Below are 26,081 nucleotides of genomic sequence, written 5' to 3'. Positions count from 1 at the left end.
GCGACCAACGCTAGGGGCGGAGATTCCGGGATCCATGGGCCCTGAGGAGGGACTTCAGGTGCGCCCCCAGATGACCCCGGTCAGCCTTTCGGCCGATGGGAGGGCACCACCAGCCCGGCCTCGTACGCGTACACCACCACCTGCGCCCGATCCCGCAGGCTCAGCTTGGCCAGCACCCGGCCCAGGTGCGTCTTCACCGTCGCCTCCGCGACCTCCAGCCCGGCCGCGATCTCCCCGTTGGACAGGCCGCGCGCCACCATGAGCAGCACCTCGCGCTCGCGCGGCGTCAGGTCGTCCGCCGCCGCCGGCGCCTGGCCGGGGAGTTGGGCGGCGAACGTGTCCAGCATCCGGCGCAACGTGCGCGGCGACACCGCGGCGTCGCCCGCGTGCACGAGCCTGATGGCGTTGACCAGGTCGGCCGGCGGCACGTCCTTCAGCAGGAACCCGGCCGCGCCCGCCTTGATCGCCGCGAACGCGTACTCGTCGAGGTCGAACGTGGTGAGGATCAGCACCTTCGCCCCTTCGATCAGCCGGGTGGCCTCGACGCCGTCCATGCGGGGCATGCGCACGTCCATGAGCACGACGTCGACGTCGGTGGACTCGAGGACCTCCAGCGCGGTGACGCCGTCGCCGGCCTCCGCCACGACCTCGATGTCGGGCTGCGCCCCCAGCACCATCCTGAACCCGGCCCGCAGCAACTCCTGGTCGTCGACGAGCATCACGCGTATCACCCGGCCGCTTCCCCCTACGCCGCTTCCGCCATGGGCAACCGGGCCAGCACCTCGAAGCCGCCGCCCTGCAGCGGGCCGGCCGAGACCGCGCCGCCGTACATGCCGACGCGCTCGCGCATGCCGATCAGGCCGTGCCCGTCATGGCTCGTGGGCGCCGCCGCGCCCCGGCCGTCGTCGGTCACGCGTATGAGCAGGTCAGGGCCGGTGAAGTCGATCTCCACGTCCGCCCGCACGCCGGGTCCGCCGTGTTTGAGCGCGTTGGTCAGCGCCTCCTGCACGATGCGGTAGACCGCGAGTTGCCGGCCCTCGGGCAGGTCGGCGGGGCTCCCGCCGATGCGCAGCCGGGCGGGCACGGCCGATTCGCGCACCATCTTCTCCAACCCGTCCAGGCCGGGCTGCGGGGTGTAGTCGGTCGCCGCGCTCTCGTTCTCGCGCAGGACCCCGACCAGCTTGCGCATCTCGGCGAGGGCGGCCCTGCCGGTCCTGGAAATGGTCGTGACGGCCAGGCGGGCCTGCTCGGGATCGTGGTCGAGGGCGTAGCCCGCCCCGTCGGCCTGCACCACCATCACGCTGACGTTGTGCGCCACGACGTCGTGCAGTTCCCTGGCGATCCTGGCGCGCTCGGCGGCGGCCGCCATCCTGGCCTGCTGGTCCCGCTCGCGCTCGGCCCGCTCGGCGCGTTCCTCCAGCCCTTCGAGATAGTGCCTGCGCGTCCTGGCGTACAGGCCGGTCAGCCAGATCGTCACCACGAGGATCGAGCCGCTGAAGAACATGCCGAAGGTGGGCACCAGCCAGTTGACCAGGACCAGCAGCACCCCGACCTCCGACACGAGGAGCGCCGCCAGCGCCCAGTGGAACGAGCACCGGTAGGCCACGCCCCAGAGGGCGATCAGCACCGCCATGTTGGCGGGCATCGGGTCGACGTCGGCCACCCACTGGAAGAAGCTGGCCAGCGCGATGATCGCGAAGGACAGGCGTGGCCGGTCGCGCCACACCAGCGGCACGACCAGCGCTGCGGAGAAGCCCACGTACGAGATCACGCCGGGGTTGACGCCACCGCCCGGCGCCTCACGTCCCGCGTACAGCACTGCCGTGATGAGGCACAGCGCGCCGAGCGGCGCCACACGCAGGACGGCGGCCAGCTTCTCGTGGCGTCTCGACCACGCCTGTACGCTTCCGAACACATCCTCAAGATATGTATCTATAGTGGGGTCTTGGTCAGCCTGGAGGGTGAAGTGTGTGTACGACCCAGGTCTGACGTGACCGTTCCCTTACGCCGGGCTTACAGGCGATCGGGCATTCTTGCTCATCGGGAGCGCCCCTTGTGGGTGAGTAAAGGGAGATCGTGATGGCGGATCATGATCAAGACGCCCGGGTCGCGCGGTGACGAAGAAACGCCGCGCGACCCAGTAGCCCCCGGCGCTCCGGAGCCTAACGGCGCACGTGCAGGCGGACCACCGTGCACATCTCGTCGTCGCGGATCTCGCGCCGGATGCGCCCCACGATGTCCTGGTCGAGCTTGCCCACCACCGCGCCCATGTCCGCCTCCGACGGGCAGGTCACGCTGATCCGCAGGCCGTCATCGCCGACCCGCACCTTGGTCTTGCCCAGGTTCTCCACGTTCTTCAGCCCGACGAACAACATGGCGGTGCCCGTGCCGTTGGGCGTGCCGCGGCGGCCCCAGCCCAGGCAGAGCAGCAGCCAGCGCAGCGAGACCAGCGACAGGAGCAGCAGGGCGAAGGCCAGCAGCCACATGCTCCACGGCTCCTCGGCCAGCGTCCGGTGGAGCTGCGCCGGCAGGACCTTCCCCTTGGGCGGCAGCTCGGACAGACGGCCCTCGCCGCGCAACCACGCGTACGCGCCCAGCCCGGCCAGCACGGTGCCGACGACGGCAAGCCCGACCCGGTTGCCGGCGTACTGCCGCATCACAGTGCCTTCCTGCGCAGCCGGACCACGACCTCGCCGGTGCCGAGCGTGCCCACACCCGCGAGCCGGTCGCCCACCGCGGTGCCGACCTGCCTGAGCATCGCCCCGGTGCTCTCGGCGTCGGTCACGACGGTGACCTCGATGGTGCGCCTGCGCAGGCGCACCCGGGCCTTGTCCACGCCCGCCACCTGCTGGGCCGCGGCGGCGAGCGTACGGCGCAGGCCCGGGCGGGTGATGCCGATGACGATCAGCGGGTCGGACGTCTCCACCGCGACCAGCCTGGAGGTGCCCGGCACGACGGCCAGCAGCACCATCAGCACGCCGGCGCCGCCCACGACCAGGGCGGCGGTGGACACCTTCGGCCACGCGGTCCTGCCCGCCAGCTCCACCACCTCGTTCACCGGCACCCAGCCGAGCGGCGCGCCGAGCAGTCCCGACACCAGCTCCGCCGTGGTCAGGCCCAGCCCCGCGGTCAGTGCGATCGCCACGACGGCCCCTGGGAGGGTCCTGGCCGGCCTGAGTGCCCTGTTCGCCCTGCGCAGTCCGGTGAGCCGCGGGGTGGCGGCGGCGCCGGGCAGTATCTGCTGAAGCGTGGTCATCACAAGGACAGAAGTACAGGGGAGCAGCATGGCCTGAACCGCGCCCTCGCCGCCGATTTGCCTGATCATTACGGGGACGAGGACTAATATGAAAGCCGCTCATATTCATTTGCCTGATATGTCGTTACGCTGCTGGTATGGATGCCCGCCAGCGCTATGATCGCGCCACTGCGGCGCTCGAGCCTCCGTTCGCGATCCTCGACCTGGCGGCCATGCGGGCCAACGCGGCCGACCTCGTCCGCCGGGCGGCGGGCAAACCGATCCGGGTGGCGAGCAAATCGCTGCGCAGCCGTCCGCTGCTCGAACGCATCCTGGCCATGGACGGTTTCCAGGGCGTCATGGCCTTCACCCTGCCCGAGGCGCTGTGGCTGGCCCGGCACGGGTGCGCGGACGTCCTCGTCGCCTACCCGACGGCTGACCGGCACGCGCTCGCCGAACTGGCCGGGGACGCGGTCGCGGCCGGGCGCATCACCGTGACCGTCGACTCGCTCGCGCACCTCGACTTCATCGAGGCGTCCGTGGACGGAGTGCGTCCTCGGGCCGAGCTCCGGATCTGCCTCGACATCGACGCCGGCTACGTCGCCCTGGGCGGGAGATTCCGGGCGGGAGCCCTGCGCTCCCCGATCCGCGAGCCCGAGCAGGCCGCCGACCTGGCCGCCGCCATCGCCGAACGCCCGGGGCTCCGCCTGGCCGGGCTGCTGGCCTACGAGGCCCAGATCGCCGGAGTCGGCGACGACGCTCCGGGCAACGCCCTGCTCGCCCGTGCGATCAGAGTCATGCAGGCGTGCTCCGCCCGGGAGCTCGTCGTCAGGCGCGGCCGCGTCGTGAACGCCGTCCGCCGGGTCGCCGACCTCGAATTCGTCAACGGCGGCGGCACCGGCTCCATCGAGCGCACCGTACGCGAGAAGGCCGTCACGGAGGTGACGGCGGGATCCGGACTCTTCCACCCGAGGTTGTTCGACTTCTACCGCGGCTTCACCGGCCATCCGGCGGCCCTCTTCGCCCTGCCGGTCGTACGCCGCCCGGCGCCGGACATCGCCACCGTGCTCGGGGGCGGCTATCCGGCCTCCGGTGCGGCCGGCAGGAGCCGCCTGCCGCAGCCCTACCTGCCGGCGGGGCTGCGCTTCTCTCCGGACGAAGGCGCGGGGGAGGTGCAGACGCCGCTGCTCGGCCAGGCCGCCGAGGACCTGCGGATCGGCGACCGGGTGTGGTTCAGGCACGCCAAGGCGGGCGAGATGTGCGAGCGGTTCGACACGCTCCACCTCGTCGACGGGGACACCCTGGCCGGATCGGTGCCGACGTACAGAGGCGAGGGCAAGACCTTCCTCTGACCTCCGGCGTGACGCGCCGGGCGAGCCCGGGCGGCCTGCGGAGTGCCGGGCACGCCCGGCGTGACCGGCCGGTGCACAGGAGCGTCAGGCGCGCTGCCGGCGGCGGCGCCAGAACACGAGGGCCGCCCCCACTACCAGCACCGCCCCGACCCCGATGAGGACGGGACCCAGGTCGGGCCGCTCCTCGTCCCACGCCCGCTCGCCATCGTCGGCGTAGCCGGCCGGCCGCGGCGCCACCCCGAGCGCGTCGCCCACGGACGCCACGAAGTGCCCCGCCCTGCTCTTGACGTCGCTCACCGTGCGTTCGGCGACCCGCTTGGGGCTCACCCGGTCGGCAATGGCGTCGACCGTCTGCGCCAACTCGGCGCGCGTCCGCGCGATCCGCCGCTCCAGCTCGTCGGGATCGGTGTCAGCCATGGCTTCTCCTTTCGACCGTGCGTGGCCGCCCCCGCTTCGTGTGCCGTGCGGGCTGCGGCCGTAGTGGTCGTGATCAGTCTGTCAGGTCGGCGGGCCGTACGGCACGGTGGCCAGGCCGGTAGGTTTGCGGGAAGAACCGAGGAGGGCCCCATGACAGAGACCAAGCTCGCGCCCGGCGACGCCGCGCCCGAGTTCGTGCTACCCGCCGCCGACGGAACCACCGTTTCCCTCGGCGACCACCGCGGCAAGCGGGTGATCCTCTATTTCTACCCCGCCGCGATGACGCCCGGCTGCACCAAGCAGGCCTGCGACTTCCGTGACAACCTCAGCCAGTTGACCGCAGAGGGTTTCGTGGTCCTCGGCGTGTCGAAGGACAAACCGGAAAAGCTAGCCAAGTTCGTCGAGCGTGACGCGCTGACCTTCCCGCTGCTCTCCGATCCCGACCTCGTCGTGCACAAGGCGTACGCCGCCTATGGCCCCAAGAAGTTGTACGGCAAGGAGATCGTGGGGGTCATCCGCTCGACGTTCGTCATCGACGGCGACGGGAAGGTGGAGCAGGCGCTCTACAACGTGAAGGCGACGGGGCACGTGGCCTCGTTGAAGAAGAAGCTGGGCCTGGCCTGAGCCGGTTCGCGGGCCCGCGAAAAAGGGCCCGCGCCCTTCTTCGGGCCCTTCTCCGGCCGGCGTTCATCACGGATGCGCGTCGTCCTCACCCGGAGCGCTAAACTGTCTGAAGCCCGCTTTCGGCGGGGACTACGCGGGCGTGGCGAAATGGCATACGCGGCAGGTTTAGGTCTTGTTGGTGGAGACACCGTGGGGGTTCGAATCCCCCCGCCCGCACAAGCGAACGCCCATCGGGCCCTTCCTGCTAGCTTGCTATTTCTCCGTATTGGCCCGGCATTTTCGACCAACGCGACAATCGGCATCCACGTGCCCTCTAGCCGTAGTGGTAGCGGGCCTGCAGGATGACGATCTCGTCGCTCTCGGCGAGATACACCAGGCGATGCTCATCCGTGATACGTCGCGACCATGCGCCTGCCAGCGCGTACTTGAGGGGCGCAGGTTTGCCGATGCCCTCGCACGGGTCGCGCAAGGTGTCCTCGATGAGCCGGTTGATGCGCTTGAGAATCTGCCGATCAGCTGTCTGCCAGTGGACGTAGTCTTCCCATCCTTGGCTGGTGAACGCCACCTTCACCGAGTTGCCTCGTCGTCCAGCAGTTCGTGCGGCTCGTGGCGACCTGTGACCGCCTCGTGATAAGACTCCATCAGCCGGCGTGCGTTGGCGGGGGAGCGGAGCAGATATGCCGTCTCCTGGAGAGCTTCGTATTCCTCCGCAGCCACAAGGTAGGCGTTGCCGCTCTTGGAGACGATTTCCACGGCACTGCGGTCGTTGTTGACCTCTTCGATGAGCGGAAAGAGGCGACGTCGCGCCTCGCTGGCGGTGATGGACACGTCTCCTCCTGTCGAGTCGTACAACATTATGGTACCACTCGATGGTGGTCAGCACTCGATCACGTTGACGGCCAGGCCGCCGCGTGAGGTCTCCTTGTACTTGTCCAGCATGTCGCGGCCGGTGTCGCGCATCGTCTTGATCGCCTTGTCCAGGGCCACGAAGTGGCGGCCGTCGCCGCGCAGGGCGATCCTGGCCGCCGTGATGGCCTTGTTGGAGGCGACCGCGTTCCGCTCGATGCACGGGATCTGCACCAGCCCGCCGATCGGGTCGCAGGTCAGCCCCAGGTTGTGCTCGATGCCGATCTCGGCGGCGTTCTCGACCTGCTCCGGGGTGCCTCCGAGCGCCTCCGTGAGGCCCGCGGAGGCCATGGAGCAGGCGGAGCCGACCTCGCCCTGGCAGCCCACCTCGGCGCCCGAGATCGAGGCGTTCTCCTTGAACAGCACGCCGATCGCGCCGGCCGTGAGCAGGAAGCGGATCACACCGTCCTCGTCCGCATGGGGGACGAAACGGGTGTAGTACGTCAGGACCGCCGGGATGATGCCGGCGGCCCCGTTGGTGGGGGCGGTGACGATGCGGCCGCCGGCCGCGTTCTCCTCGTTGACCGCCAGCGCGAACAACGTCACCCAGTCCATGGCCTGCAGCGGGTCCTTCTCGGCCGGCTCGGACTGCAGGCGGCGGTGCAACTGGTTGGCGCGGCGCTTGACCTTGAGCCCGCCGGGCAGGACGCCCTCCTTCGAGATGCCCCGGCGCACGCACTCCGACATGACCTGCCAGAGGCGCAGCAGGCCCGCGCGGACCTCCTCCTCGGTGCGCCCGAACGCCTTCTCGTTCTCCAGCATGAGCGCGGACATCGACAGGCCGGTGTTCGTGCAGTGTTTGAGCAGTTCTTCCCCGGTGGTGAAGGGGTAGGGCAGGACGGTGTCGTCCGGCTTGATGCGGTCGGCGCCGGTGGCCTTCTCGTCCACGACGAAGCCGCCGCCGACCGAGAAGTAGATCTTCTCCCTGAGCTGCTCGCCCGCCGCGTCGTAGGCGGTGAAGCGCATGCCGTTGGGGTGCTCGGGCAGCGAGATCTTGCGCTCGAAGACGAGGTCCCGGCCGACGACGAAGGGGATCTCGCGCATGCCGTACAGCCGGACGCTGCCCGACTCGCGCATCTCGGCCAGACGCCCTTCGATGGTGTCGACGTCGACCAGTTCCGGCTTCTCGCCGGACAGGCCCAGCAGGACCGCCTTGTCGCTGCCGTGGCCCTTCCCGGTCAGGCCGAGCGAGCCGTACAGGATGGCCTCCACCCGGGCCACGCGCGGCAGCAGGCCGTCCTCATGCAGGCCGCGGGCGAACTTGTGGGCCGCGGCCATCGGGCCTCCCGTGTGGGAGCTCGACGGCCCGATACCGATCTTGAACAGATCGAAGACGCTGATCGCCATTGATGATGCGCCCTTCATGAGTGCCGGGGCCCGGACGCGGGCCCCGGCGTCAGCCGATGAGGCCTGGCAGGGTCAGGACTCGCCCGAGGTGAGCGCGGCGTACTCCTCGGCGGAGAGCAGGTCCTCCGGGTCGCCCTCCATGCGCACCCGGAACATCCAGCCCTCGCCGTACGGGTCGCTGTTGGCCAGGCTCGGATCGTCCACGATGGCCTGGTTGACCTCGACGATCTCGCCGCCGACGGGCGTGTAGATCTCGCTGACCGACTTGGTCGACTCGACCTCGCCGACGGAGTCGCCCGGCTCGGTGACCGAACCGACCTCGGGGAGCTGCACGAAGACGACGTCACCAAGGGCGTCGGCGGCGTAGGCCGTGATGCCGACGGTCACGGTGAGGCCGTCCTCGACCCCGGAAACCCACTCGTGTTCCTTGGTGTAGCTCAGGTCGTCAGGGATGTTGCTCACTTGTTCCTCCTGTAAAAGGGCAGCTCGGCCAGGTCCATGGGTTCATGGCTGCCCCGGATGTCCACAGCCAGGCCTGAGTCGGCGCCGGTGTCCACGTAGGCCAGCGCGATGGGCTTGCCCAGAGTCTGGGAGGGCGCACCGCTGGTGACCTCGCCGACGACGGCGCCGTCCTTGGTGACCGGGTAGCCGTGGCGCGGCACCCGGCGGCCCCGGGCGACCAGACCGACGAGACGGCGCCGCGGCGGGTCGTCCTTGACCGCCTCGAGCGCCGACCTGCCGACGAAGTCGCCCGGCTTGTCGAATTTCACCACCCTGCCCAGCCCCGCGTCGAACGGGGTCAGCTCGGCGCTCAGCTCGTTGCCGTACAGGGGCATGCCGGCCTCGAGCCTGAGCGTGTCGCGGCTGGACAGTCCTGCGGGCTTGAGCCCGTACGGCTCGCCCGCGGTCACGAGCGCGTTCCAGAGCGGCACCGCGTCCTGGCCGGCCACGAACAGCTCGAACCCGTCCTCGCCGGTGTAGCCGGTGCGCGCGATGAGCGCCTGCCGCCCGTCGACGAGCCCGGGCAGGCCCGCGTAGTACTTGAGCCCGGCCAGGTCGGCGTCGGTGAGCGTGGCGAGGATCTCCTGGGAGCGGGGTCCCTGGACGGCGATCAGGGCGTACTGCTGCGAACGGTCGTCGACCACGGCGTCGTACGCCTTGGAGCGGTTCTCCAGCTCGTCGGCGACCTTCTCGTAGTTCGAGGCGTTCGCGACGACCATGAACTCCTCGTCCCCGAGCCGGTAGACGATGAGGTCGTCCAGCACCCCGCCCCGCTCGTTGACGATCATGGTGTACCTGGCTCGTCCGGGCGTCACGGCCGACATGTTGCCGACCAGCGCGTAGTCCAGGGCGGCGGCGGCCTGCGGCCCGGTCACGAAGATCTCGCCCATGTGCGAGAGGTCGAACAGCCCGGCGGCCTCGCGGACGGCCCTGTGCTCCGCGGACTCGCTCCCGTACCGGAGTGGCATGAGCCAGCCCGCGAAGTCGGTCAGCGTCGCGCCGAGGCTTTCGTGCACGTCTCGTAGCGGAGTAGGTCGGGACATTTATCGCACCTCAGGACAGGATTGGATGCCAGCATCCTCCCCCTCTGTCATCGATGCCTGAGAGCTTCGCCCGAGTTTTGCCGGACTTTCACCTTCGGCGAGACCCTGCGGGCCTGCTTTCCAGAGGTCACCTTCCGAAGAGACATGCTCCCGGTCAGCCGTGCGGTCCTTTGCCTTGAGAGGTTCGCGGGGAGGGCTTGCTCCTTCAGGGACCCTGACCGGCTGTCAGGGTGCTCTCCCGCACGGTTTGCTGGTGTGTCACGCCAGCCTAGTAGTGATTTGGGGGTCTTGTCGCGTTCGCTGGTCAGCAGGCGGCCACCAGGGCCTCGAAGAGGGCGTGGTCCTCGGCCGCCTCCGGGTGCCACTGCGCCGCCACGGTGAACGGCCCCGAGTCCAGCTCCACCCCTTCGACGGTGCCGTCGGCGGCGCTCGCGGTCACGGTGAGGCCGGGGGCGAGCCGGTCGACGGCCTGGTGGTGATAGTGCGGCACCGTCACGGGCGCCGTGCCCAGCGCCTTGGCCAGGCGGGTGCCGGGGACGGGGGTGATGGGCAGGTGACCGAACCGTCCGGGCGCGGGGGAGTGACCCGTGTGGCCGACCACGTCGGGCAGGTGCTGGTGGAGGCTGCCGCCAAGAGCGACGTTGAGCACCTGGAGGCCCCGGCAGATGCCGAGGAAGGGCAGCCCGGCGTCGAGGGCGGCGGCCAGCACGGCGAACTCGGCCTGGTCGCGGAATTCGCGGATGTAGCCGGTACGCTCCTCCGGCGTCTCGCCGTACCTCGCCGGATCGATGTCGCCGCCCCCGGCCAGGACGAGCCCGTCCAGGCGGCTCACCACCTGCGCGGCGTCCCCCGCGGGCGGGAGCACGACCGGCTGGCCGCCGGCCCGGACGACCTGCTCGACGTACATGTACGGCAGGAGCGCGACCGGCATGTCCTGCCAGACCGTGAACGTCGCCGGCTCCACGTAACACGTGACCCCGATGACGGGACGTCGCACGACGACCCCCTAGAGCGGCGTGACGTAGGCGCCGGAGATGCCGCCGTCCACCAGGAACTCGCTGCCCGTGATGAACGACGCGTCGTCGCTGGCCAGGAACGCGACCGCCGCCGCGATCTCCGACGCCTCGGCGAAGCGCCCGACCGGGACGTGCACCAGGCGCCGCTGCGCCCGCTCGGGGTCCTTCGCGAACAACTCCTGCAGCAGCGGCGTGTTCACCGGGCCCGGGCACAGCGCGTTCACCCGGATGCCCTCGCGAGCGAACTGCACGCCCAGCTCGCGCGACATCGCCAGCACCCCGCCCTTGGACGCCGTGTAGGAGATCTGCGAGGTCGCCGAGCCCATGACGGCCACGAACGACGCGGTGTTGATGATCGAGCCCCTGCCCTGCCGCCGCATGTACGGGATGGCGTGCTTGCAGCACAGGTAGACGCTGGTCAGGTTCACGTCCTGGACGCGGCGCCACGCGTCGATGCCGGTCTCCAGGATCGAGTCGTCGTCGGGCGGCGAGATGCCGGCGTTGTTGAAGGCGATGTCCACGCTGCCGTAGGTGTCGAACGCCGTACGGAACATCCGGGCGACGTCGTCCTCGTCGGCCACGTCGACGCGTACGAACAGGCCGCCGACCTCGTTCGCGGCCTTGACGCCCGCCTCCTCGTCGAGGTCGGCGCAGACCACCTTGGCGCCCTCGTCGGCGAACCTGCGCGCGGTGGCCAGCCCGATGCCGCCGCCCGCGCCGGTGATCACAGCCACCCGATCCTGCAATCTCTTCACGTGCTGCCTCACTCCCAGGAGATGAAGACGTTCTTGGTCTCGGTGAACGCCGCCAGGGCGTCGGGGCCGAGTTCCCGGCCCAGCCCTGACTGCTTGAAGCCGCCGAACGGGGTCCAGTAGCGGACCGACGCGTTGGAGTTCACCGACAGGGCGCCCGCCTCGACCGCTCTGGACACGCGGAGCGCGCGCCCGACGTCGCGGGTCCAGATGGAGCCGCTCAGCCCGTACGGGGTGTCGTTGGCGATGCGTACGGCGTCCGCCTCGTCCTCGAAGGGCGCCACCGACACGACCGGCCCGAAGATCTCCTCGGTGAACGCACGGTCGGTGACGTCCGGGGTGAGCACGGTCGGCGGGAACCAGTAGCCCTTGCCCTCGGGGCACGACCCCTGGAGGTAGGGGGCGCCGTCCTGGACGAAGCCGCGCACGCGGTCGAGGTGCTCGGCGCTGATCAGCGGGCCCATCTCGGTGCTCTCGTCGCGGGGGTCGCCGACGACGACGCCGCGCACGGCCTCGGAGAGGCGCTCCATGAAGGCGTCGTACACGCTTGCCTGGACGAGCAGCCGGGACCTGGCGCAGCAGTCCTGTCCCGCGTTGTCGAAGACCGCGTAGGGGGCGGCTTGTGCCGCTCTGTCGAGATCGGCATCCGCGAAGATGATATTTGCGGACTTGCCGCCTAGCTCCAGCGTGACCCGCTTGACCTGGGCCGCCGCCTTGGCCGCGATCTCCTTGCCCACCTCGGTCGAGCCGGTGAACACGATCTTGGCCACGCCGGGGTGCTCCACCAGCCGGGCGCCCGCGACCTCCCCCGCCCCGGGCAGCACCTGGAGCACCCCCTCGGGCAGGCCCGCGGCCAGGGCCAGCTCCGCCAGCCTCAGCGCGGTCAGGGGAGTCCACTCGGCCGGCTTGACGATCACCGTGTTGCCGGCCGCCAGCGCCGGGGCCACCCCCCACGACATGATCAGCATCGGGAAGTTCCACGGCACGATGACGCCCACCACGCCCAGCGGCTCCTGGAAGGTGACGTCCACGCCGCCGGGCACCGGGATCTGCCTGCCGTGGTCGCGCTCGGGCGCCCCGGCGTAGAAGTGCAGCACGTCGCGTACGGCGCCGGCCTCCCAGCGGGCGTTGCCGATCGGGTGCCCGGCGTTGGCCAGCTCCAGCCGCGCCAGCTCCTCGCCGTGCTCGCCCACCAGGTCGGCGAACCTCCTCAGCAGCCGTGCCCGGTCGCCGGGCGCCACCCGCCGCCAGGCGGCGTACGCCTTCCCGGCACGCTCCACCGCCCGGTCGACCTCGGCCGCGTCGGCCAGTTCGACGTCGGCGACGACGTCCTCCGTCGCCGGATTGACGATCTTCATCGGTCACCCGTCACATTCGCTCGAAACCACGGAACATCTCCCAGTCCGTCACCGCCGCGTCGAACGCCGCCAGCTCCACGCGCGCGTTGTTCGCGTAATGCTCGACGACCTCCTCGCCGAACGCTTCGCGGGCCAGCTTCGACCCCTCGAACAGGGGGAGCGCGTCCCGCAGCGTGTGCGGAACGGTCTCCGCGCCCGAGTCGTATGCGTTGCCCTCGAACGCGTCCTCCAGCGGCAGCTCGTTGTCGATGCCGTGCAGCCCGGCCGCCACCATCCCCGCCACCGCGAGGTACGGGTTGACGTCACCGCCCGGCACGCGGTTCTCGATCCGCAGCGACGGCCCGTGCCCGACGAGCCTGAGCGCGCAGGTGCGGTTGTCGACGCCCCACTTGATCGCCGTGGGGGCGAAGCTGCCCGGCACGTAACGCTTGTAGGAGTTGATGTTGGGGGCGTACAGGAGGGTGAGCTCGCGCAGGCAGGCCTGCTGCCCGGCGATGAAGCGGGCGCCGAGCTGAGAGAGCCCGTACGGCCCCGGCCCGGCCATGACGGGGTCGCCGTCGAGGCTCCTGAGCGAGATGTGGATGTGGCAGGAGTTGCCCTCGCGCTCGTTCGGCTTGGCCATGAAGGTGATCGACCTGCCCTCCTGGGCGGCGATCTCCTTGGCGCCGTTCTTGTAGATGGCGTGGTTGTCGCAGGTCTTCAGCGCCTCGGCGTAGCGGAAGGCGATCTCGTGCTGGCCCAGGTTGCACTCGCCCTTGGCGGACTCGACGTAGAGCCCGGCGCCCTCCATGTCGCGCCTGATCCGCCGGAGGAGGGGCTCGATGCGGGCGGTGCCCAGCAGCGAGTAGTCGACGTTGTAGAGGTTGGCGGGCGACATGTCGCGGTAGCCGCGCTGCCACGCCTGCTCGTAGGTGTCGTCGTAGACGCAGAACTCCAGCTCGGTGCCGACGTACGCGGCCAGCCCCCGCTCGGAGAGCCGGGCGAGCTGCCTGCGCAGGACCTGGCGGGGGGAGGGCGGCACGTCGCCGCCGTCCTCCCAGGTCAGGTCGGCCATCAGCAGGGCGGTGCCCTCCTGCCACGGCACCCGGCGCAACGTCGTCAGGTCGGGTTTCATCACGAAGTCGCCGTAGCCGCGCTCCCAGGACGACATCGCGTAGCCGGCCACGGTGTTCATGTCCACGTCGACCGCGAGCAGGTAGTTGCACCCCTCTGAGCCGTGGTGCAGCACCTCGTCGAGGAAATAGCGTGCGGACAGCCTCTTGCCCTGCAACCTGCCCTGCATGTCGGCGATCGCGAGGAGCACGGTGTCGATCCGCCCGGACGCCACCTCGTCGCGCAGCTCGCTGACGGAAAGGTATCCGGTGCTCGCTCCATCGCTCACGCTACGCCGCTCCGATCTGCGCTGACACGCGTCCCCGTTGATTGGGCTAGTCTTAGACCATTGATGTGTATGGCGGGATCCCTTGTCAAGACCTGAGGACACGTTGGACGAGTCGGCGCGTTTGATGACGGTGCTGCGCCCGGTCCGGGCCGGCAACGCCTTCGAGGAGACCGTGGAACGCCTGCTCCAGGCCATCAAGCTCGGTCTGGTCGCGCCGGGCGACAAGCTTCCCCCCGAGCGCGAGCTGGCCGTCAGGCTCGGCATCAGCAGAGTGACGCTGCGCGAGGCCATCCGGGCGCTGTCCGACGCGGGATACCTCGAGGTGCGAAGGGGCCGTTACGGCGGCGCGTTCGTCACGTACGCGCCGCCCGAGCCGGACGCCGGCCACCTGCGCGAGGCCGTCAAGGAGATGGGCATGGCCGACCTGTCGGACGCCCTCACGTTCCGCCTGGCGGTCGAGTGCGGGGCGGCCCAGGTGCTGGCGATGTCCCGGCCGGCGGAGGGGCAGCGGGCGGTGCTCGTACGCCGGCTCGCCGACGTGAACGAGGCCGGCCTCGACGACTACCGCCGGCTCGACACCGCCTTCCACCTGGCGATCGCCGAGCTGACGGGCTCGCCCCTGCTCGCCACGACCTGCGCGGACGCCCGCTCGCGGGTCAGCGACCTGCTCAACGCCATCCCCATGCTCCAGGTCAACCTCGACCACGCCGCCGTGCAGCACCAGGCCATCGTCGACGCCATCCTGGCGGGCGACCCCGACGCGGCCCGGCAGGCGGTGGCCGAGCACCTGGAGGGCACGGCGGCCCTCCTGCGCGCGTTCCTGGCCTGAGGGCCGCCGGTTGCGCGCATAAAGGGCTCATCGGCTCGTAGCATCGTTTCCAGCATCATGGGGACCTGGTTTCAGCACACCATCATCGCCACAGGACGGCTGCCGCTGTTCTGCTACTTCGTCGCGCTCATCGTCGCCTTCATCGCCACGCGCATCAACGTCCGCCTGATCAGGGCGAAGATCGGCTGGTTCCGCAACGTCAGCGTGGGCGAGATGCACATCCACCACGTCGTGTTCGGCGTCGTGCTGATGATGGCCGGCGGGGTCGCCGGCCTCATCGTCCCACCGGCGTCGCAGGTGGGCACGGCGGCCGCGGCGTGCGTGTTCGGCATCGGATCGGCGCTGGTGCTGGACGAGTTCGCGCTGATCCTGCACCTGCACGACGTCTACTGGGAAGAGGAGGGGCGCACCTCGGTGGACGCCGTCTTCATCGCGGTCGCCGTCACCGGCCTGCTCCTCATGGGGTTGCGCCCGCTCACCTGGGACTACGGCACCCCGGTCAACCCCGCCGTGCTCATCATCGCCAACCTGGCGCTGGCCGTCGTCACCCTGCTCAAGGGCAAGATCTGGACCGGGATGGCGGGGCTGTTCATCCCGCCCATGCTGGTGGTGGGCGCGTTCCGCCTGGCGCGGCCGGGCTCGCCCTGGGCCCACTGGTTCTTCACCAGGCAGTCACCGCGCAAGATGGCCAAGGCGATCCACCGGGAGGAACGCTGGCGGCGGCCGGTGATCAAGGCGAAGATCGCCTTCCAGGAGTTCCTCTCAGGGCGACACGATCTGCCGTCCACGCGGCGCGGGCGGTGGAACGCCTGAAGCATGGAGCTTCCTTCCTTCCAGCGGCGTTTGCTCCCGGCCGTGTCACCCGTGTGTGAGACATACGGTCTGGTGCTCGCGGGCGGTTACGCCATGAGAGCTCATGGCTTCACCGACCGGCCGGGCGCCGGCCTCGACTTCGCCACCGCCATGGAGACCCCCCTTCGCGAGGTGGCGGGCGGCGTCGCCGGCGCGTTCCTGGACGCGGGCCTGCGGGCATCGATCACCGACGTCACGCCGCGGACGGCGCGCCTGATGGTCGAGGACATGACGACCGGGGAAAGGTGTGCGATCGACCTGCTGCGCGAGGCGTTCCAGCAGCGTCCGGTCACCTGCGGCGCGGTTCTCGTGCTGGGCGTCGACGACGCCGTCGGGCTGAAGATGCGTGACGTGCACGAGCGGAGCCTGGCGTGCGACATCATCGACATCGCCGCGGTCGCGGACCTGTACTCCTACCGCCGCCTCGAACGGCTCGCGGCCGTGCACCATGACGGCTTCTCGCCTCATGAGCTGCTCATGCGGCTGGAGCGCGTCGAGGGCATGACCGTTGAGGCGTTCGAGGCGTACGGCGTGGACGAAGCGCGGATCGTGGAGATCCGGCAGTTCGTGCAGGGCTGGGTGGAGGACCTCAAGCTGCGGCGGGTCGACGACGGTGACGCCGGCCATGACGATCCCGATCTGCCGGACATCGACTGATCTCCTGCAGCCCGTCAGCTAGTCCGCGCCCACCAGTTCGGCGAACGTCCGGTCGGGCGCGGTCGGCGCCTCGCAGGTCGTCGGAATGCGCCGCTTCCGGATGCCGTCTCCTCCTCACGAAGGAGAAGTCAACCAAAGTTGACATACTAGGGTTGTCAATTTAGGTTGACTCTGGCGATCGGTGCCGATCGAGGGCTCCCGTTCGTTGGAGCAAAGTCGAGAAATGTCGTGAAGGGGGTTGCGGTGGTCAAGGAGTTGCTCGCCTACGTACGCCCGCACAGAAAGGTCCTGTTCCTGGGCGGCCTGCTGGGCCTGATCGGCTCGGTGGCGGGTCTGGCGATGCCGTTGCTGGCCAAGTACGTCGTCGACGCGTTCGGCCAGAACACGTCGATGGCCGGACCGCTGTTAGGGCTCACCGTCGCGGTGCTGGTGGGCGCGGTCGTGTCGGCCGGTGGCAGTTACCTGATGGAACGCACGGGCGAGGGCATCGTGCTCGGCGCCAGGCGCGGGCTCGTGGACCGGATGTTGCGCCTCAAGGTCGCCGACGTCGACCGGCTCAAGCCCGGAGACCTGATGTCGCGGGTGACCAGCGACACGACGCTGCTGCGCGCCGTGCTGACCAACGGCATCGTCGAGTCGGTGAGCGCGGCGTTCATGCTGGTCGGGGCCATCGTCATGATGGCGGCCATGGACGGCGTGCTGCTGCTGATCACGCTGCTCGTGGTGGTGGTGATCGGCGGGCTGGTCGCGTTGATCATGCCGAGGATCCAGCGGGCCCAGACGCACGCCCAGGAGGCCGTGGGCGAGATGGGAGCCGTGCTGGACCGGGCGCTGCAGGCGTACAGGACGGTGAAGGCGAGCGGCGCGGAGGAACGGGAGATCGCCGAGGTGGGCGAGGCGGCGGTCCGCGCCCGTGACAGGGGCCTGCAGGTCGCCGGGTGGACCTCGCTCGCGGGCGTGGCGACGTGGATGGCCGTGCAGATCGCGTTCCTGTGCGTGCTGGGCGTCGGCGGGTCGAGGGTGGCCTCCGGCACGCTCGAGGTGTCGTCGCTGATCGCGTTCCTGCTCTACCTGTTCTACCTCGTGCCGCCGATCGGGCAGCTGGTCCAGGGCGGTGTGCAGCTCCAGCAGGGACTGGCCGCGCTCAAGCGGATCAAGGAGATCGAAGAGCTGCCTGCTGAGCCGACCGAGCCGGTCCGCGTCGCCCAGGGCAGCGTCGAGCCGGTCGGGGTGACGTTCGAGGGCGTGGTGTTCCGGTACGGCGACGACCGGCCGATCGTGCACGACGGGGTCACCTTCGAGGTGCCGCCCGGCGGCCTGACCGCGCTGGTGGGGCCGTCGGGGGCGGGGAAGTCGACGGTGTTCGCCCTGCTCGAACGCTTCTACGACCACCAGGGCGGCACGATCAGGATCGGCGGCCGCGACATCCGCGACTGGCCGCTCGGCGAGCTGCGGGCCGCACTGGGCTACGTCGAGCAGGACGCCCCTGTGCTGGCCGGCACGTTGCGGGAGAACCTGCTCTTCGCCGCCAGGGACGCCACGGAGGAGGAGCTGCGCCGCGCGATCGCCCGCACCCGGCTCGACGACCTGGTGGCCAGGCTGCCCGAAGGGCTGGAGACGGCGGTCGGGCACCGCGGGGTGCTGCTGTCCGGCGGCGAGCGGCAGCGCGTCGCCATCGCCAGGGCGCTGCTGCGCAAGCCCAGGCTCCTGCTGCTCGACGAGGCCACCTCGCAGCTCGACGCGGTCAACGAGCTGCGGCTGCGCGAGGTCATCGCCGAGGTGGCCGCGGAGACCACGGTGCTCGTCATCGCGCACCGCCTGTCCACCGTGACCAACGCCGACCGGATCGTGGTCATGGAGGGCGGAGGGGTGCGCGCGGTCGGCACGCACGACGAGCTGGTCGGCCTGGACGACCTCTATCGCGAGCTGGCGGCCACCCAGTTCCTGGTGAGCTAGCCGATGTAGTCTGCGGGTGACATTGATGAATGCTCTCATTCAGGAGGGTCACCATGAGCCGCAGCGTGCGCGCGCCGCGAGGCACGACGATCACCGCCAAGGGGTGGCCGCAGGAGGCGGCGCTCCGCATGCTCCAGAACAACCTGGACCCGGAGGTCGCCGAGCACCCCGAGCAGCTGGTCGTCTACGGCGGCTCGGGCCGCGCCGCACGTGACTGGCCGTCGTTCGACGCGCTGGTCAGGACGCTGACGACGCTCGAGGGCGACGAGACCCTCCTGGTGCAGTCGGGGCGCCCCGTGGGCGTGTTCCGCACCCACGAATGGGCGCCCCGGGTGCTCATCGCCAACTCCAACCTGGTGCCCGACTGGGCGAACTGGGAGGAGTTCCGGCGGCTGGAGGCGGCCGGCCTCACCATGTACGGGCAGATGACCGCCGGCTCGTGGATCTACATCGGCACGCAGGGCATCCTGCAGGGCACGTACGAGACGTTCGCGGCGGTCGCCGACAGGCGCTTCGGCGGGTCGCTGGCCGGGACGATCACGCTGACGGCCGGGCTCGGCGGGATGGGCGGCGCCCAGCCGCTGGCCGTCACCATGAACGGCGGCGTGGTCATCTGCGTCGACTGCGACCCGCGCTCGGTCACCCGCCGCATCGAGCACCGCTACCTCGACGTGGCCGCGGAGTCGCTGGACGAGGCGCTGCGGCTGGCCTACGAGGCGCGCGACGCCCGCAGGCCGCTGTCGATCGGGGTGGTGGCCAACGCCGCGGAGGCGGTGCCCGACCTGCTGGCCCGCGGCGCGGAGATCGACATCGTCACGGACCAGACCTCGGCCCACGACCCGCTGATGTACCTCCCGGAGGGGGTGGCCTTCGAGGACATGGCGGCCGAGCGCGACAAGGACCCGGCCGGGTTCACCGAGCGGGCGCGGGCCTCGATGGCCCGGCACGTGAGCGCCATGGTGGGCTTCAAGGACGCCGGCGCGGAGGTGTTCGACTACGGCAACTCCATCCGCGGCGAGGCCCGGCTGGCCGGCTACGAGCGGGCGTTCGACTTCCCCGGGTTCGTGCCGGCGTACATCAGGCCGCTGTTCTGCGCGGGCAAGGGCCCGTTCCGGTGGGCGGCGCTGAGCGGCGACCCGGCGGACATCGCCGCCACCGACCGGGCGATCCTGGAGCTCTTCCCGGAGAACGAGGCGCTCGCCAGGTGGATCAGGAAGGCCGGCGAGCAGGTGCACTTCCAGGGCCTGCCCGCGCGCATCTGCTGGCTGGGCTACGGCGAGCGCAACCTGGCGGGCGAGCGGTTCAACGACATGGTGGCGTCCGGCGAGCTCAAGGCGCCCGTCGTGATCGGGCGCGACCACCTCGACAGCGGGTCGGTGGCCTCCCCCTACCGCGAGACGGAGTCCATGGCCGACGGGTCCGACGCGATCGCGGACTGGCCGCTGCTCAACGCCATGCTCAACACCGCCTCGGGGGCCGCCTGGGTGTCCATCCACCACGGCGGCGGGGTCGGCATCGGGCGTTCGATCCACGCCGGCCAGGTAACGGTCGCCGACGGCACCCCGCTCGCCGGAGAGAAGCTCGACCGGGTGCTCACGAACGACCCGGGTACCGGCGTCATGCGCCACGTCGACGCGGGCTACGACGAGGCGGCCACGGTGGCGGAGGAACGCGGCGTCCGCATCCCGATGCGCGAATCCTGAGTGACTCCTGATGCCGATGTGGGATGAGGACGCCGGGGTCGCGGCGTTGGAGGAGGCGTGACGGGCGCATATCACAGCGGGCTGGACCGGTTGCTCGACGGTCGCAGGCTCTCACCGGTGCAGCGGAGGATCACACTCTATTTGTCGGAACACCTGGAGGAGGCCATCTTCCTGTCGAGCGTGGAGCTGGCCGAGCGGGCGGGGGTGAGCCAGCCGTCCGTGACCAGGTTCGCGATGGTGCTCGGCTTCGCCGGCTATCCGGAGCTGCGGCAGGCGCTGCGCCCGCTGGTGCTGGGCGGGCCGCCGGAGGGCCCGCAGGAGAGCCTCATCAAAGGGGCCATCGACCGCGAGATCACAAACCTGGCCTCGGTGCGCGACCGGCTGCCGTCGCTCCCGCTGAAGGAGCTGGGCGAGTGCCTGGCCGCCGCCGAGCCGCTCCCGGTGCTGGGCCTGCGCGTCTCGGCGGGGCTGGCCACCACGTTCGCCTACTACGGCCGGCGCGTCCATCCCGACGTGCGCCTGCTCGCGCACGGCGGTTCGGAGCTGATCGACGGCCTGCACGCCGCCCGCCGCGCCGGGGCGGAGTGGCTGGTGGCCGTGGTGCTGCCGCGTTACCCGGTCGAGGTGATGAACGCCCTGGAATACGCGGACAAGCTCGGCTACCGGGTGGCCGCGATCTGCGACCGGCCCGACTTCCCCGCCGAGGTGGTGCTGGACGCGCCGGTCGGCGACCGGCTGGTGTTCGACTCCCACGCGGCGCCGCTCGCCCTGGCCATGGCCCTGGTGGAGGCCATGGCCGACGCGGCGCCGCTGCGCACCCAGGCGCGGCTGGAGGAGTACGAGCGGATGACGGACGAGACCGGCACGTTCCTAACCGGCGATCCTGCGTAGCGAGCGCATCGACCAGATCGTGGTGAGCACCGCCAGCACGATGAACAGCCCGAACGCCACCGGGATCGACGAGTCGGACAGCCGCCCGGCGAACAACGCCCGCCCGGCCTCGACCGCGTGGTAGAGCGGGTTGATCGGGGCCAGCGCCTTCATCCAGTCGGGCGCGAACGAGATCGGCACGAACAACCCGGCCAGCAGCATGATCGGCAGCATGAACAGGTTGAGCGTCTGCGACATGCCGTTCTCGTCGCGCACGGTCAGCGCCAGCCCCTGCGACAGTCCCGAGGCGAACAACCCGGTGGCCGCCATGAGCAGCAGCACCAGCACCAGCTCGACGACCCCGATGCGCACGCCCATCGCGGTCGCCACGACCAGCACCAGGATCGCCTGGCACACCAGCACGACCATGTCCTTCGCCACCCGCCCGAGCACGATGGCCGGCCGCCACGCGGGGCTGACGGCGTATCGCTCGAGCGAGCCGTTGCGCAACTCGGCGATCAGGCCGAACCCGGAGAACAACGAACCGAAGACCGCGATCATCATCATCGACGCCGGCGTGAACATGCGCAGCGCGTCGACGGTGGTGCCGCCCGGGGTCATGGTCTTGAGCAGCGGTGCGAACATCAGCAGATAGAGCACCGGCTGCATGATGCCGAACAGCGGCCAGACGGGATTGCTGAACGACTTCTTCAGCTCGTAGCCGGTGAACAGGACGGTGTGGCGGATCATGAGTCGGCTCCAGCGTCACGAAGGGTGCGGCCGGTCTTGGCCAGGAAGACGTCGTCGAGGGTGGACCTGTCGAGCGCGATCGAGCTCAGCCCGATCCCCTGCTCCTCCAGCGCCCGCAGCAGCGCAGGCAGCGTGTGCTCGCCGTCGTCGACGTAGACGCGCAGCACGTCCTCGTCGACGCGGGTCTCGCGGGCCAGGGGCCTGAGCGTGTCGGCGGCCTTGCCGAGGTCGTCCGCCCTGAGCGTGATCACGTCGCCGGACACCTGCCGTTTGAGGTCGCCGGGGGTGCCCTCCGCCACGACCTCGCCGTGGTCGACGATCATCAGCCGGTCGCACAGGGCGTCGGCCTCGTCGAGGTAGTGGGTGCTGAGCAGCACGCTCGTGCCCGCCTCGCGCAACTGCCTGATGCGCTCCCACAGGTTGGCGCGGTTCTGCGGGTCGAGGCCGGTGGTGGGCTCGTCGAGGAAGAGCAGCGGCGGGCTGTGCACCAGCCCGATGGCGATGGCCACGCGCCGCTTCTGGCCGCCGGAGAGCGTACGGCCCGGGCGGTCGGCCATCTCGGTCAGGTCGAAGCGCTCCAGCACCTCGGCCGTGGCCCGCTTCGGATCGGCCACGTTGTGGATCCTGGCGGCCATCACGATCTGGGCCCTGGCGCTCGTGGTGTCCTCCACCCCGCCGGCCTGGCTCACGTAGCCGAGGTTGCGGCGGACGGCGGCGGGCTCCTTGAGCAGATCGTGGCCGGCGATGACGGCCGTGCCCGCGTCTGGGGCGATCAACGTGGAGAGCATGCGGATCGTGGTGGTCTTTCCGGCGCCGTTGGGGCCGAGCACGCCGAAGATCTCGCCCTTCTTCACCTCCAAGCCGACACCGCGTACGGCCTCGACGGTCTGTGTGCCTTTCCTGCTCCTGGTGGTGAACGTCTTGCGCAGGCCGTCTGCCTGAATGATCATGAGGATTCTCGCTCCTTCTGGGCGACTCGCCCACCTCGAGCTGCCCGATCGCCGGCCGGCCCGGGCTTTCGGCATGGCTCTGGTCAGGCGGGGTTTCCCGCCCGGGTGCCGGGGGCGCCGTGACGTCCTCCGGCGCCTGAAACGTGTTCGAAGGTCTTCGCGCTCATCGCGAGCTGAGGCATCTTGCCACACAAGGCGCCTGGAATCTCCCTCTTTTTCGGCCAATCCATGAACCGCGGCGGGTCGACGGCTCCAGCGTGCCCTGTCAAGGTCAATAAGCTGGGCTCATGAGTGAACGACCGACGGCGCTGGTCACCGGCGCTTCCCGGGGCGTCGGCGCGGCCGTCGCCAGGGCCCTGGCCCCGACGCACGACGTCCTGCTCGGCGGCCGCGACGAGGCCGCGCTCGCCGCGACGGCGGCCGAGCTGCCCGGCGCGCGGCCGTGGCCGGTGGAGCTGACACGGGTCACGCAGGCCGACGTCGAGCACGTCGAGCGGCTCGACGTGCTCGTGCACTGCGCCGGGATCAGCGAGCTGGGCCGGATCGCCGACCAGCCCGCCGACGTGTGGCGCAGGACCATGGACGTCAACGTCGTCGCCGTCGCCGAGCTGACCAGGCTGCTCCTGCCCGCGCTCAGGCGGGCCGGCGGCCACGTCGTCTGCGTCAACTCGGGCGCGGGCCAGCGGGTGAACCCCGGCTGGGGCTCCTACTCCGCCAGCAAGTTCGCGTTGAAGGCCCTCGCCGACGCGCTGCGCCTGGAGGAGCCCGAGCTGCGGGTCACCACGGTCTACCCCGGCCGTACGGCCACCGACATGCAGCGCGGCGTGCGCGAGTTCGAGGGCGGGGACTTCGAGCCGGAGCGTTACCTCACCCCGGAGAGCGTGGCGCGGGCGGTGCTGGCCGCCGTCACCGCGGGTCCCGACGCCCACCTCACCGAGCTGACCATCCGGCCCAAGGGCTGAATGGGTCCATTCACTAGAGTGGGGTCATGCTTGAACCACTCGCGCACGTAGGACGAGATCCGGCGACCGGCGGCTACGTCAGAGACGCCTGGTCGCCCGCTGACCTGGAGCTACGCGAATGGTTCGCGGGAGAGGCCACGCGCAGGGGGCTCGACCTGCGCGAGGACCGCAACGGCAACCTGTGGGCATGGTGGGGCGACCCCTCGCCGCGGCGGCCCGGCGTGGTCACGGGCAGCCACTTCGACTCGGTGCGCCAGGGCGGCGCGTACGACGGGCCGCTGGGCGTCGTGTCGGCCTTCGCCGCGCTCGACCTGCTGAGAACGCGCGGCGTCACCCCCGCCGTGCCCGTCGGGGTCGCCTGCTTCACCGACGAGGAGGGCGCCAGGTTCGGCGTCCCCTGCATGGGGTCGCGGCTGCTCACCGGCCTCCTTGAGCCCGATCGGGCGCTCGGGCTCAAGGACGACGACGGCGACACGCTGGCCGACGTCATGACCCGGGCGGGGCGCACCCCCCGCGCGATCGGGCGTGACGGCGAGACCCTGGCCATGATCGGCACGTTCGTCGAGCTCCACGTCGAGCAGGGGCGCGGCCTCGTGACGGAGGGCCGCCCTGTGGGGGTGGCCGACGCGATCTGGCCGCACGGGCGGTGGCGGTTCGACTTCCGGGGCCGGGCCGACCACGCGGGCACCACCCGGCTGGCCGACCGCGACGACCCTATGGTGCCGTTCGCCCGCATGGTGCAGGCCGCGCGGGAGCTGGCGGAGCGGCACGGCGTGGTGGCCACGGTGGGCAAGGTCCGCGTCTCGCCCGGCAACGCCAACGCGATCCCCGGCCTGGTCTCGGCCTGGCTCGACGCGCGCGGCGCCGGCGAGGCGGCCGTACGCGCCCTTGTCGCGGACCTGGCGGCCGAGGCCCCGGCGGACGTGCGGGAGGAGTCGTGGACGCCGGTCGTCGACTTCGACGTGGCACTGCGGGACCGGCTGGCCAGGGTGGCCGGAGGCGACACGCCCGCGCCGATCCTGGCGACAGGAGCCGGGCACGACGCGGGAATCCTGGCGACGGCGGGTGTCCCGAGCGCCATGGTGTTCGTCAGGAACCCCACCGGCGTGTCCCACTCGCCCGATGAGCACGCCGAACGGGCAGACTGCGAAGCGGGAGTCGTGGCACTCGCGAACGTGCTGGAGGATCTGTGTCGCTGACCGAGACGAAGTCGAGATCCTGATGGGCGAGCGGAGCGCCGTGCCTTTCGAGGGGGTCGCGGGGGCCGAGACCCCCCGCGTGTACTGGTGCGAGCAGGCGTGGCTGCCCGACGGCGTCACCGACGGCGTGCTCATCGAGATCGAGGGCGCCAGGATCGCGCACATCGGCCAGGGCCCGCCTGGCTCCGCCGAGCGGCTGGCGGGGCTCACCATCCCCGGCCTGGCCAACGCCCACTCCCACGCCTTCCACCGCGCGCTGCGCGGCAGCGCCCAGGAGGGCAAGGGCGACTTCTGGACCTGGCGCGAGCGGATGTACACCGTGGCCGCCAAGCTCGACCCCGACTCCTATCTCCGCCTGGCCAGGGCCGTCTACGCCGAGATGGCGCTGGCCGGGGTGACGTGCGTGGGCGAGTTCCACTACCTGCACCACGCCGCGGACGGTCACCCCTACGACGACCCCAACGCGATGGGGCACGCCCTCATCCAGGCCGCCCGCGATGCCGGCCTGCGCATCGCGCTGCTCGACACCTGCTACCTGTCCGGAGGCATCGGCGTGCCCCTGGACGGCACGCAGCTGCGCTTCACCGACGGCGACGCCGAAGGCTGGGACGCCAGGGCGGAGGAGCTGGCGGCGGCGTACGAAGGGCAGCCCGACGTGGAGATCGGCGCGGCCGTCCACTCGGTGCGCGCGGTGCCGCCCGAGCAGATGCCGGTCGTGGCCGAGTTCTCCCACCGCAACGCCGCGCCCCTGCACGTGCACGTCTCGGAACAGCGGGCGGAGAACACCGCGTGCGTCGAGACGTACGCGGCCACGCCTGTCCAGGTGCTGCACGAGCGGGGCGTGCTGGGGCCCCGCTCGACAGCCGTGCACGCCACCCACCTGGCCGACGTGGACATCGAGCTGCTCGGCCAGTCGGGCTCCTACATCTGCATGTGCCCCACCACCGAACGCGACCTCGCCGACGGCGTCGGCCCGGCCAGGGCGGCGGCCGACCGCGGGGCGTCCATCACGCTCGGCTCCGACAGCCACGCCGTGATCGACCTGTTCGAGGAGGCCAGGGCGGTCGAGCTGGACGAGCGGCTGGCCAGCCACCAGCGCGGCCACTGGCGCGCCGACGAGCTCCTCGCCGCCGCCACCGTCACGGGGCACACCTCGCTCGGCTTCCCCGGCGCGGGGCTGCTCGTGCCGGGCGCGTGGGCCGACCTGGTGTCCGTACGCCTCGACTCCGTGCGCACGGCGGGCGCGCGCGGGCTGGAGGCCGTGGTGTACGCGGCCACGGCGGCCGACGTGCACACGGTCGTCTCCGGCGGCCGGCGCGTGGTCACCGACGGGCGCCACCGGCTCGGCGACGTCGGCGCCATGCTCGCCGAGGCGATCGGCGCCCTGCGATGACCGCCCGGACCGGATCCCGGCGCGCCAC

27 protein-coding genes, 1 tRNA gene and 2 riboswitches are annotated in these 26,081 nt (G+C 70.8%); of the genes, 12 read left to right on the top strand and 16 right to left on the bottom strand.

Annotation, left to right across the window (positions count from 1 at the left end; genetic code table 11):
- Positions 1–80: 80 nt before the first annotated feature.
- The 4 genes from ACTWPV_RS38560 to ACTWPV_RS38545 form a co-directional block, all read right to left on the bottom strand.
- Entirely contained in the window at positions 81–731 is a 651-nt protein-coding gene (locus ACTWPV_RS38560; RefSeq protein WP_443155562.1) for a response regulator transcription factor, read from the bottom strand.
- Positions 732–745: 14 nt separating this feature from the next.
- Positions 746–1,915, bottom strand: coding sequence for a sensor histidine kinase (locus tag ACTWPV_RS38555; protein ID WP_443155561.1), 1,170 nt, complete (start codon positions 1,913–1,915; stop codon positions 746–748).
- A gap of 247 nt (positions 1,916–2,162) precedes the next feature.
- Entirely contained in the window at positions 2,163–2,657 is a 495-nt protein-coding gene (locus ACTWPV_RS38550) for a hypothetical protein (RefSeq protein WP_443155560.1), read from the bottom strand.
- Positions 2,657–3,256 carry a DUF6286 domain-containing protein gene (locus ACTWPV_RS38545; protein ID WP_347649827.1) on the bottom strand — a complete coding sequence of 200 codons (600 nt, stop codon included), beginning with the start codon at positions 3,254–3,256 and terminating at the stop codon, positions 2,657–2,659. The genes ACTWPV_RS38550 and ACTWPV_RS38545 overlap by 1 nt, the downstream gene beginning before the upstream one ends.
- 137 nt (positions 3,257–3,393) lie before the next feature.
- Here ACTWPV_RS38545 and ACTWPV_RS38540 point away from each other — a divergent pair, with 137 nt between their 5' ends.
- The gene (locus ACTWPV_RS38540; protein ID WP_443155559.1) at positions 3,394–4,587 is read left to right on the top strand and encodes an amino acid deaminase/aldolase; all 1,194 of its coding nucleotides are present in this window, start codon (positions 3,394–3,396) and stop codon (positions 4,585–4,587) included.
- An 84-nt stretch (positions 4,588–4,671) separates the two neighbouring features.
- Here ACTWPV_RS38540 and ACTWPV_RS38535 read toward each other — a convergent pair whose 3' ends face one another.
- The gene (locus ACTWPV_RS38535; protein ID WP_443155558.1) at positions 4,672–5,004 is read right to left on the bottom strand and encodes a DUF3618 domain-containing protein; all 333 of its coding nucleotides are present in this window, start codon (positions 5,002–5,004) and stop codon (positions 4,672–4,674) included.
- A 150-nt stretch (positions 5,005–5,154) separates the two neighbouring features.
- On the opposite strand from ACTWPV_RS38535, the gene bcp reads away from it, so the two are divergent.
- Positions 5,155–5,628 (top strand): thioredoxin-dependent thiol peroxidase, encoded by a 474-nt coding sequence (bcp, locus tag ACTWPV_RS38530; RefSeq protein WP_347649830.1) that lies wholly within the window; start codon positions 5,155–5,157, stop codon positions 5,626–5,628.
- A gap of 133 nt (positions 5,629–5,761) precedes the next feature.
- Positions 5,762–5,844, top strand: a tRNA-Leu gene (locus tag ACTWPV_RS38525).
- 97 nt (positions 5,845–5,941) lie between these two features.
- On the opposite strand, the gene ACTWPV_RS38520 is transcribed toward ACTWPV_RS38525, so the two are convergent.
- The 9 genes from ACTWPV_RS38520 to ACTWPV_RS38480 form a co-directional block, all read right to left on the bottom strand.
- Positions 5,942–6,199 (bottom strand): Txe/YoeB family addiction module toxin, encoded by a 258-nt coding sequence (locus tag ACTWPV_RS38520; protein ID WP_443155557.1) that lies wholly within the window; start codon positions 6,197–6,199, stop codon positions 5,942–5,944.
- Positions 6,196–6,456, bottom strand: coding sequence for a type II toxin-antitoxin system Phd/YefM family antitoxin (locus tag ACTWPV_RS38515; RefSeq protein ID WP_443155556.1), 261 nt, complete (start codon positions 6,454–6,456; stop codon positions 6,196–6,198). Before ACTWPV_RS38515 ends, ACTWPV_RS38520 begins: the two co-directional genes overlap by 4 nt.
- Before the next feature lie 48 nt (positions 6,457–6,504).
- Positions 6,505–7,881: an L-serine ammonia-lyase gene (locus ACTWPV_RS38510; protein WP_443155555.1), complete on the bottom strand. Its 1,377-nt coding sequence runs from the start codon at positions 7,879–7,881 to the stop codon at positions 6,505–6,507.
- A 72-nt stretch (positions 7,882–7,953) separates the two neighbouring features.
- Complete coding sequence (gene gcvH / locus ACTWPV_RS38505; protein WP_347649834.1) at positions 7,954–8,343, bottom strand: glycine cleavage system protein GcvH; 390 nt, start codon at positions 8,341–8,343, stop codon at positions 7,954–7,956.
- Positions 8,340–9,425, bottom strand: coding sequence for a glycine cleavage system aminomethyltransferase GcvT (gene gcvT, locus ACTWPV_RS38500; protein WP_347649835.1), 1,086 nt, complete (start codon positions 9,423–9,425; stop codon positions 8,340–8,342). Before gcvT ends, gcvH begins: the two co-directional genes overlap by 4 nt.
- Before the next feature lie 34 nt (positions 9,426–9,459).
- A riboswitch (glycine riboswitch) is annotated at positions 9,460–9,559 on the bottom strand.
- A 19-nt stretch (positions 9,560–9,578) separates the two neighbouring features.
- A riboswitch (glycine riboswitch) is annotated at positions 9,579–9,676 on the bottom strand.
- A 53-nt stretch (positions 9,677–9,729) separates the two neighbouring features.
- On the bottom strand, positions 9,730–10,422 hold the full coding sequence (locus ACTWPV_RS38495; protein WP_443155554.1) for a gamma-glutamyl-gamma-aminobutyrate hydrolase family protein: 693 nt from the start codon (positions 10,420–10,422) through the stop codon (positions 9,730–9,732).
- A 9-nt stretch (positions 10,423–10,431) separates the two neighbouring features.
- Complete coding sequence (locus ACTWPV_RS38490; protein WP_347649837.1) at positions 10,432–11,196, bottom strand: 3-oxoacyl-ACP reductase; 765 nt, start codon at positions 11,194–11,196, stop codon at positions 10,432–10,434.
- Positions 11,197–11,204: 8 nt separating this feature from the next.
- Positions 11,205–12,551: an aldehyde dehydrogenase family protein gene (locus ACTWPV_RS38485; RefSeq protein WP_443155553.1), complete on the bottom strand. Its 1,347-nt coding sequence runs from the start codon at positions 12,549–12,551 to the stop codon at positions 11,205–11,207.
- Between the two features lie 10 nt (positions 12,552–12,561).
- Positions 12,562–13,932: a glutamine synthetase family protein gene (locus ACTWPV_RS38480; protein WP_443155552.1), complete on the bottom strand. Its 1,371-nt coding sequence runs from the start codon at positions 13,930–13,932 to the stop codon at positions 12,562–12,564.
- 124 nt (positions 13,933–14,056) lie between these two features.
- On the opposite strand from ACTWPV_RS38480, the gene ACTWPV_RS38475 reads away from it, so the two are divergent.
- The 6 genes from ACTWPV_RS38475 to ACTWPV_RS38450 all read left to right on the top strand — a co-directional run bounded on the left by ACTWPV_RS38475 (position 14,057) and on the right by ACTWPV_RS38450 (position 20,820).
- Positions 14,057–14,761 carry a FadR/GntR family transcriptional regulator gene (locus ACTWPV_RS38475; protein ID WP_443155589.1) on the top strand — a complete coding sequence of 235 codons (705 nt, stop codon included), beginning with the start codon at positions 14,057–14,059 and terminating at the stop codon, positions 14,759–14,761.
- 57 nt (positions 14,762–14,818) lie between these two features.
- Positions 14,819–15,574, top strand: coding sequence for a hypothetical protein (locus ACTWPV_RS38470; protein ID WP_443155551.1), 756 nt, complete (start codon positions 14,819–14,821; stop codon positions 15,572–15,574).
- A 51-nt stretch (positions 15,575–15,625) separates the two neighbouring features.
- Positions 15,626–16,270: a nucleotidyl transferase AbiEii/AbiGii toxin family protein gene (locus ACTWPV_RS38465; protein ID WP_443155550.1), complete on the top strand. Its 645-nt coding sequence runs from the start codon at positions 15,626–15,628 to the stop codon at positions 16,268–16,270.
- 228 nt (positions 16,271–16,498) lie between these two features.
- Positions 16,499–18,226, top strand: coding sequence for an ABC transporter ATP-binding protein (locus ACTWPV_RS38460; RefSeq protein ID WP_443155549.1), 1,728 nt, complete (start codon positions 16,499–16,501; stop codon positions 18,224–18,226).
- A 53-nt stretch (positions 18,227–18,279) separates the two neighbouring features.
- Entirely contained in the window at positions 18,280–19,929 is a 1,650-nt protein-coding gene (gene hutU / locus ACTWPV_RS38455) for a urocanate hydratase (RefSeq protein WP_443155548.1), read from the top strand.
- Between the two features lie 57 nt (positions 19,930–19,986).
- A complete protein-coding gene (locus tag ACTWPV_RS38450) occupies positions 19,987–20,820 on the top strand; it encodes a MurR/RpiR family transcriptional regulator (protein WP_443155547.1) in 834 nt (277 codons plus the stop codon).
- Here the strand turns inward: ACTWPV_RS38450 and ACTWPV_RS38445 are convergent.
- The gene (locus ACTWPV_RS38445; protein ID WP_443155546.1) at positions 20,800–21,549 is read right to left on the bottom strand and encodes an ABC transporter permease; all 750 of its coding nucleotides are present in this window, start codon (positions 21,547–21,549) and stop codon (positions 20,800–20,802) included. The two genes, ACTWPV_RS38450 and ACTWPV_RS38445, sit on opposite strands and share 21 nt — an antisense overlap.
- A complete protein-coding gene (locus tag ACTWPV_RS38440; protein WP_443155545.1) occupies positions 21,546–22,499 on the bottom strand; it encodes an ATP-binding cassette domain-containing protein in 954 nt (317 codons plus the stop codon). The genes ACTWPV_RS38445 and ACTWPV_RS38440 overlap by 4 nt, the downstream gene beginning before the upstream one ends.
- 287 nt (positions 22,500–22,786) lie before the next feature.
- Here ACTWPV_RS38440 and ACTWPV_RS38435 point away from each other — a divergent pair, with 287 nt between their 5' ends.
- The 3 genes from ACTWPV_RS38435 to ACTWPV_RS38425 are packed head-to-tail and all read left to right on the top strand — an operon-like array spanning position 22,787 to position 26,053.
- Entirely contained in the window at positions 22,787–23,461 is a 675-nt protein-coding gene (locus ACTWPV_RS38435; protein WP_443155544.1) for an SDR family oxidoreductase, read from the top strand.
- 26 nt (positions 23,462–23,487) lie between these two features.
- Positions 23,488–24,660: an allantoate amidohydrolase gene (locus tag ACTWPV_RS38430; RefSeq protein WP_443155543.1), complete on the top strand. Its 1,173-nt coding sequence runs from the start codon at positions 23,488–23,490 to the stop codon at positions 24,658–24,660.
- Positions 24,661–24,682: 22 nt separating this feature from the next.
- The gene (locus ACTWPV_RS38425; RefSeq protein WP_443155542.1) at positions 24,683–26,053 is read left to right on the top strand and encodes a formimidoylglutamate deiminase; all 1,371 of its coding nucleotides are present in this window, start codon (positions 24,683–24,685) and stop codon (positions 26,051–26,053) included.
- Positions 26,054–26,081: the final 28 nt, after the last annotated feature.

The organism is Nonomuraea sp. KM88 (genome assembly GCF_052245635.1).
GTDB lineage: Bacteria > Actinomycetota > Actinomycetes > Streptosporangiales > Streptosporangiaceae > Nonomuraea.
Note: the sequence above shows the minus strand (reverse complement) of the source record. Positions and strands in the feature narration are given on the sequence as shown.

Bases quoted from the DNA above. Each gene is read 5' to 3' on its own strand.
- ACTWPV_RS38550 (WP_443155560.1), bottom strand. From the start codon at position 2,657: ATGCGGCAGTACGCCGGCAACCGGGTCGGGCTTGCCGTCGTCGGCACC.
- ACTWPV_RS38545 (WP_347649827.1), bottom strand. From the start codon at position 3,256: ATGACCACGCTTCAGCAGATACTGCCCGGCGCCGCCGCCACCCCGCGG.
- ACTWPV_RS38540 (WP_443155559.1), top strand. From the start codon at position 3,394: ATGGATGCCCGCCAGCGCTATGATCGCGCCACTGCGGCGCTCGAGCCT.
- ACTWPV_RS38535 (WP_443155558.1), bottom strand. From the start codon at position 5,004: ATGGCTGACACCGATCCCGACGAGCTGGAGCGGCGGATCGCGCGGACG.
- bcp (WP_347649830.1), top strand. From the start codon at position 5,155: ATGACAGAGACCAAGCTCGCGCCCGGCGACGCCGCGCCCGAGTTCGTG.
- ACTWPV_RS38510 (WP_443155555.1), bottom strand. From the start codon at position 7,881: ATGGCGATCAGCGTCTTCGATCTGTTCAAGATCGGTATCGGGCCGTCG.
- gcvT (WP_347649835.1), bottom strand. From the start codon at position 9,425: ATGTCCCGACCTACTCCGCTACGAGACGTGCACGAAAGCCTCGGCGCG.
- ACTWPV_RS38485 (WP_443155553.1), bottom strand. From the start codon at position 12,551: ATGAAGATCGTCAATCCGGCGACGGAGGACGTCGTCGCCGACGTCGAA.
- ACTWPV_RS38475 (WP_443155589.1), top strand. From the start codon at position 14,057: ATGACGGTGCTGCGCCCGGTCCGGGCCGGCAACGCCTTCGAGGAGACC.
- ACTWPV_RS38470 (WP_443155551.1), top strand. From the start codon at position 14,819: ATGGGGACCTGGTTTCAGCACACCATCATCGCCACAGGACGGCTGCCG.
- hutU (WP_443155548.1), top strand. From the start codon at position 18,280: ATGAGCCGCAGCGTGCGCGCGCCGCGAGGCACGACGATCACCGCCAAG.
- ACTWPV_RS38445 (WP_443155546.1), bottom strand. From the start codon at position 21,549: ATGATCCGCCACACCGTCCTGTTCACCGGCTACGAGCTGAAGAAGTCG.
- ACTWPV_RS38440 (WP_443155545.1), bottom strand. From the start codon at position 22,499: ATGATCATTCAGGCAGACGGCCTGCGCAAGACGTTCACCACCAGGAGC.
- ACTWPV_RS38435 (WP_443155544.1), top strand. From the start codon at position 22,787: ATGAGTGAACGACCGACGGCGCTGGTCACCGGCGCTTCCCGGGGCGTC.
- ACTWPV_RS38430 (WP_443155543.1), top strand. From the start codon at position 23,488: ATGCTTGAACCACTCGCGCACGTAGGACGAGATCCGGCGACCGGCGGC.
- ACTWPV_RS38425 (WP_443155542.1), top strand. From the start codon at position 24,683: ATGGGCGAGCGGAGCGCCGTGCCTTTCGAGGGGGTCGCGGGGGCCGAG.